Below are 6,000 nucleotides of genomic sequence, written 5' to 3'. Positions count from 1 at the left end.
GCCCTCCTTACGGTTCGACAGACCGGAAACGCCTTCGGCATTGTAGCGATGAACCCAGTCCCGCAGCGTCTGCCGATCCATCCCGCAGGTCTCTGCCGCAACCGCTCGCGGCACGCCCTCCAGCACCAGTGCCAGGGCCAGCATGCGGCGCGCCGCCGAGGCGTCACGGCTTCCCGCCGCCAGGCGTCGCAACTCCGACGCCGTATGGTCCTTCCGGTCTACCGACACCGCCATGATCCGCCCCTTCCGCCCTCAGGCGCAGCGAATCACACATCGACAGCGCACCAACATCACCATCGAGTCAGCCATTCAGGGCGCTGGTATTAGCACCGTTTTCACGCCCCCTTGCGGGCGGTTCCGGGCGCAAGAGGGGTGGTGGCGGCGAAGAACATAGACCGAACACCGCCGTCACGCCAGCCTTTTCAGCCCTTGAGGTCCCGCGCGCCGGAAGCCCGCGCATCGAAGCTTTCCGGCACCGCGCTGCCATGGTCGGTGAAGGCCTTCCGCAGCGCCTCCACATTCGGGCTGAAGATCGTCTTGCGGTTGGCGACCGCCCATTCGTAGGAGCCGCGGACGGTGTCCAGCGATTGCTGGAAGCGCGGCATGACCCAGCGGGCGAAGAGTTCGTAGCTCCGCCAGGTCTGTTCCCGGTTCGCCCAGTCATTGGCGCGGAACATGAAGCCGCCGAAGCCGCCATCGCTGGCCTCGACCAGTTTCTCGATGCCGCGCGCCACGGTTTCGGGGGAGCCGACCAGGGTCGTGCCGGCCTTCACGCCGTCCGTCAGCGGGTCCTGCGACCTTCCGGGCGGGCGGCCCAGCGCATCCTCGAAATAGGTGGCGGTTTCCAGGCGTTCGCCGACGCGCACATCGGCCAGCGCCTGTTCATCGGTCTCCGCCACATGGACGTTCATCACCAGGCGCCAGTCGCGGCGGCTGATGGTCTTGCCGGCCGCCGCCGCCGCTTCCTCCGCGATCTTCCACTGGCCGGGCAGGGCGGCGGGACCGCCGGGCATCCCGGCGCCGAGGGAGAGGATGCCCACGCCGTGCTTGCCCGCGGTGGCGGGGCCGGCGGGGGTCAGGGTGCTGGCCACCGCGATGGGGAAATGCGGGTCGGAGTAGGGGCGGAGGTGGAGGCGCGCCTCCTGCATCTCGAACCAGTCGGTCTTGCGCGTCACGGGGCCGTCGCAGGCCAGCAGGGCCATGATGGCTTCCAGCGCCTCATCCATCCGCCGGCGCTGGGTGGTGGCATCGATGCCCAGCATGTAGGCGTCGGAGACCAGCGCACCTGGCCCACAGCCCAGCATCGCCCGGCCCCTGGTCATGTGGTCCAGTTGCACGAAGCGCTGCGCGACGAGGAAGGGGTGGTGGTAGGGCAGGGAGGTGACGCCGGAGCCCAGGCGGATGGTCTTCGTGCGTTCGGCGGCGGCGGCGATGATGAGTTCGGGGGAGGCGATGGTCTCCCACCCCGCGGAGTGGTGTTCGCCGATCCAGGCCTCGTCGAAGCCGAGGCGGTCGAGCCATTCGAGCAATTCGATGTCGCGGGAGATGGCGAGGGTGGGGTTGTCCCCCAGGCGGTGGAAGGGGGCGAGGAAGATCCCGAACTGCATGCCGCGCTTGGCCATTGGAGGCGTTCCCCGAATGCGTGTTGGGGGAAGCTTGGGGCGGTTCGGAGGCTATGCCAAGCGGCTCACGCGGCCTCACCCGCCGCCCAGCCGGACGACCAGGCCCATTGGAAGTTGTAGCCGCCGAGCCAGCCCGTGACGTCCACCGCTTCGCCGATGAAGAACAGGCCGGGGACTTCCTTGGCCACCATGGTCTGGGAGGACAGGGCTTCGGTATCCACGCCGCCGAGCGTGACCTCGGCCTTGGCGTAGCCTTCCGTCCCGCTGGGCTTCAGCGCCCAGGCCTTCAGCATCGCGCCGAGTTTCCGCAAATCGCCATCGCCGATCTCCCCGATGGTGCGGGGCGGCAGGTGTTGCGCGGCCATGGCGGCGGCGAGGCGGGCGGGGAGGAGATCGCCCAGGATGGTCTTGGCTTCCGCCTTCGGGCGGGCGCGCTTGCCGGCCAGCAGCACGGCGGTGGCGTCCCGGTCCGGGACCAGATCGAGCGTCAGCATCTCGCCCTCCCGCCAGTAGGAGGATGCCTGGAGGATGGCGGGGCCGGAGAGGCCGCGATGGGTGAAGAGCAACGCCTCCCTGAACGCCGCCTTGCCGGCCTTGGCGACGCTTTCGAGGGCGAGGCCGGAGAGGGGGCGCATCAATTCCAGCATGGTGTCGCCGAAGGTCAGGGGCACCAGGGCCGGGCGGATTTCCGTCAGCGGCAGGCCGAACTGCATGGCCAGGTCATGGGCGAAGCCGGTGGCGCCCATCTTGGGGATGGAGAGGCTGCCGGTGGCGAGCACCAGGCTTTCCGCCGTGAAGGCGCCGGCGGTGGTGGCGATGCGGAAATGGGTGTCCTTCGTCACGCCGGTGATGCGGGTGTGGCAGCGGAGGTCGACCGAGGCGGCCTCACATTCCGCGACCAGCATGGCGACGATCTGGCGGGCGGAGCCGTCGCAGAACAATTGCCCGAGAGTCTTTTCGTGCCACGCGATCCGGTGCTTCTGCACCAACTCGAGAAAATCGTGCTGGGTGTAGCGGGCGAGGGCCGAGCGCGCGAAGTGCCGGTTCTGCGACAGGAAGCGGTCCGGCAGGCAGTCCCGGTTGGTGAAGTTGCAGCGGCCGCCGCCGGAGATGAGGATCTTCTTCCCCGGCTCCTCCGCATGGTCCAGCAGCAGCACGCGGCGCCCGCGCTGGCCCGCGCGCATGGCGGCGAAGAGGCCCGCGGCACCGGCGCCCAGCACCACCACATCGAAATTGTTCTTCAAGCTGCTGCCGCCAATCCTGCCATGTCCCGGCCCACGGCTTCCGCCACGCGGATGCCGTCCACGCCGGCCGAGAAGATGCCGCCCGCATAGCCCGCGCCTTCGCCGGCGGGATAGAGGCCGAGGGTGTTGATGCTGCGCATCGTGGCATCCCGGCGGATGCGGATGGGGGAGGAGGTGCGCGTTTCCACCCCCGTCATCACCGCATCGGCCAGGTCGAATCCCTTGATGGTGCGCCCGAAGGCGGGAAGGGCTTCGCGAATGGCCGCTACCACGAAATCGGGCAGGCAGAGGGACAGGTCGGTCGGCGTGACGCCCGGCTTGTAGCTCGGCACCACGTCGCCCAGCGAGGTGGAAGCGCGGCCCGCGAGGAAATCGCCGACGCGCTGGCCGGGCGCGGCATAGGTGCCACCGCCGGCGACGAAGGCGCGTTCCTCCCAATGCCGCTGGTAGTCGATGCCGGCGAGGGGATGGCCGGGGTAGTCCACTTCCGGCGTGATGCCGACGACGATGCCGGCATTGGCGTTCCGCTCCGCGCGGGAATACTGGCTCATGCCGTTGGTCACCAGGCGGCCGGGTTCGCTGGCGGCGGCGACGACGGTGCCGCCGGGGCACATGCAGAAGGAATAGACGCTGCGGCCCTTGAGCGCGAGGGCGGCGCAGTGATGCACCAGCTTGTAATCGGCGGCACCCAGGATGGGGTTGCCTGCGAAGGTGCCGAAGCGCGCGCGGTCGATGATGGATTGCGGGTGCTCGATCCGCACGCCGATGGAAAACGGCTTGGCCTCGACGAAAATCCCTGCGGCGTGAATTCGAGAAAATGTGTCGCGGGCGGAGTGGCCGATGGCGAGGACGACGTGGTCGGTCTCGATCGTCTCGCCGGCTTCCGTCACCACGCCGCGCATGCGGCGCTGGCCGTCGCGGCCGGTTTCCACGATGAAGTCGACGACCTTGGTGCCGAAGCGGTATTCGCCGCCCAGCGCCTCGATCTTCGCGCGCATGCTCTCCACCATCGTCACCAGGCGGAAGGTGCCGATATGGGGCTTCGCGACGAAGAGGATCTCTTCTGGTGCGCCGGCGGCGACGAATTCGGTCAGGACCTTCCGGCCGAGATGCTGCGGGTCCTTGATGCCGGACCAGAGCTTGCCGTCGGAGAAGGTGCCGGCGCCGCCCTCCCCGAACTGGACATTGCTTTCCGGCTCCAGGACGCCGCGGCGCCAGAGGCCCCAGGTATCCTTGGTGCGTTCGCGCACCACCTTGCCGCGGTCGAGGATGATCGGCCGGAAACCCATCTCCGCCAGGATCAGGGCCGCGAAGATGCCGCAGGGGCCGGTGCCGATGACGACGGGGCGCTTCGGCAGGGTGGCGGGCGCGCGGGCCACCGGGCGGTAGCTGGTATCGGGCGTGGGCGTCAGGGTGCGGCCATAGACCGGGTGGCTGGCGAAGCGGCGCAGCAGGGCGGCTTCGTCCGCGACCTCGAAATCCACGGAATAGACGAGTTCGATGGCGGAGCGCCGGCGGGCGTCCCAGGCGCGGCGGGCGACGGAGACGGCGCGCAGGTCGCCGGGCTTCAGGCCGAGCCTGTCGCGCAGCGCCGCCTCGATCGCGCCCTCGGCGTGGTCCAGCGGGAGTTTCAACTCGGTCAGGCGCAGCATGGTCTCACGGGCTTTCGTCGCCCCTCGTCCTGCCGGCGGGGCGAGGTGGGCTTTAGCCGATCCGGGCCTCCCGGCGCCACTGTCACGGGGGGGCGCCCGCCCCCTTGGGCCCGCCCCGCGGTGGCGGGGCGGGCGCTGCCGTCAGTAGACGACCACGGAACGGATTGACTCGCCCTTCTCCATCAACTCGAAGCCATGGTTGATGTCATCGAGCGGCATGACATGGGTGATCAGGCTGTCGATGTCGATCTTGCCCTGCATGTACCAGTCCACGATCTTCGGCACGTCGGTGCGGCCGCGGGCGCCGCCGAAGGCCGTGCCGCGCCAGGAACGGCCCGTGACCAGCTGGAAGGGGCGGGTGGAGATTTCCTGACCCGCGCCGGCCACGCCGATGATGATGCTCTCGCCCCAGCCGCGATGGGTGCATTCCAGCGCCTGGCGCATGACCTTCGTGTTGCCGATGCATTCGAAGCTGAAATCGGCGCCGCCGCCGGTCAGATCCACGATCGCCTGCACGACCTTGTCGTGGCCGACCTCGTTCGGATTGATGAAGTCCGTCATGCCGAATTTGCGGGCCATTTCCTGCCGCGCCGGGTTCAGGTCCACGCCGATGATCTTGTCGGCCCCCACCATGCGGGCGCCCTGGATCACGTTGAGGCCGATGCCACCGAGCCCGAAGACCGCGACATTGGCGCCGGCCCAGACCTTGGCGGTGTTGATGACGGCGCCGATGCCCGTCGTCACGCCGCAGCCGATGTAGCAGATCTTCTCGAATGGCGCGTCTTCGCGGACTTTCGCGAGCGCGATCTCGGGCAGGATCGTGAAGTTGGCGAAGGTGCTGCAGCCCATGTAGTGCATCACGGGGGCGCCGTCGCAGCTGAAGCGGCTGCTGCCGTCCGGCATCACGCCCTTGCCCTGCGTGCCGCGGATGGCGGTGCAGAGGTTGCTGCGCTGGCTGAGGCAGGTTTTGCACTGCCGGCATTCCGGCGTGTAGAGCGGGATCACATGGTCGCCCGGCTTCACGCTGGTGACGCCCGCGCCGACCTCCCGCACGATGCCGGCACCCTCATGGCCCAGGATGGCGGGGAACAGCCCCTCGGGATCCGCGCCCGAGAGGGTGTAGAGGTCGGTGTGGCACAGGCCGGTGGCCTTCACCTCCACCAGCACCTCACCGGCCCTTGGGCCGCCGATCTCGACATCCATCACCTGCAGGGGTTTGCCGGCCGCAAAGGCCACCGCCGCGCGCGTCTTCATCGCAGTGCTGCTCCGTCCATCCGCGGGCCAGTCATCCGACCCGTCCCTGGCCTAAAGCGCGGGGCGCGCCGCGTAAAGCGCCTTGGGACGCTCCGTGTCGGCATCCTGGGACGCTCTGCGTCGGCATCTTGGGACGCTCCGCGTCCCGCATCGTGGAACGCTCCGCGATGGGCACCTTGCCGGGCCGGGCGCGCCCATTAGGATGCTGGCGGAACGGTCTGGGGGTGG

Annotated in this window: 5 protein-coding genes; all 5 read right to left on the bottom strand. The window is 69.1% G+C overall.

Features of this window, described 5'->3' with window-relative positions; translation table 11 throughout:
- A partial coding sequence (locus tag BM041_RS17600) for a helix-turn-helix domain-containing protein (protein ID WP_245762059.1) occupies positions 1–234 on the bottom strand: 234 nt, incomplete at its 3' end.
- Between the two features lie 188 nt (positions 235–422).
- A complete protein-coding gene (locus BM041_RS17595) occupies positions 423–1,622 on the bottom strand; it encodes an LLM class flavin-dependent oxidoreductase (RefSeq protein ID WP_092961172.1) in 1,200 nt (399 codons plus the stop codon).
- A gap of 65 nt (positions 1,623–1,687) precedes the next feature.
- Positions 1,688–2,866, bottom strand: a complete 1,179-nt coding sequence (locus BM041_RS17590) for a BaiN/RdsA family NAD(P)/FAD-dependent oxidoreductase (protein ID WP_092961171.1) — start codon at positions 2,864–2,866, stop codon at positions 1,688–1,690.
- A complete protein-coding gene (locus BM041_RS17585) occupies positions 2,863–4,518 on the bottom strand; it encodes an NAD(P)/FAD-dependent oxidoreductase (RefSeq protein ID WP_092961170.1) in 1,656 nt (551 codons plus the stop codon). Before BM041_RS17585 ends, BM041_RS17590 begins: the two co-directional genes overlap by 4 nt.
- 141 nt (positions 4,519–4,659) lie before the next feature.
- A complete protein-coding gene (locus BM041_RS17580; protein ID WP_092961169.1) occupies positions 4,660–5,772 on the bottom strand; it encodes an S-(hydroxymethyl)glutathione dehydrogenase/class III alcohol dehydrogenase in 1,113 nt (370 codons plus the stop codon).
- Positions 5,773–6,000: the final 228 nt, after the last annotated feature.

The organism is Falsiroseomonas stagni DSM 19981, assembly GCF_900114315.1.
Classification (GTDB): domain Bacteria; phylum Pseudomonadota; class Alphaproteobacteria; order Acetobacterales; family Acetobacteraceae; genus Falsiroseomonas; species Falsiroseomonas stagni.
This window is presented reverse-complemented; position numbering and strand designations above follow the sequence as displayed.

What these genes read in the sequence shown, in the direction of transcription:
- BM041_RS17595 (WP_092961172.1), bottom strand. Translation starts at nt 1,622, where the DNA reads ATGGCCAAGCGCGGCATGCAGTTCGGGATCTTCCTCGCCCCCTTCCAC.
- BM041_RS17585 (WP_092961170.1), bottom strand. Translation starts at nt 4,518, where the DNA reads ATGCTGCGCCTGACCGAGTTGAAACTCCCGCTGGACCACGCCGAGGGC.
- BM041_RS17580 (WP_092961169.1), bottom strand. Translation starts at nt 5,772, where the DNA reads ATGAAGACGCGCGCGGCGGTGGCCTTTGCGGCCGGCAAACCCCTGCAG.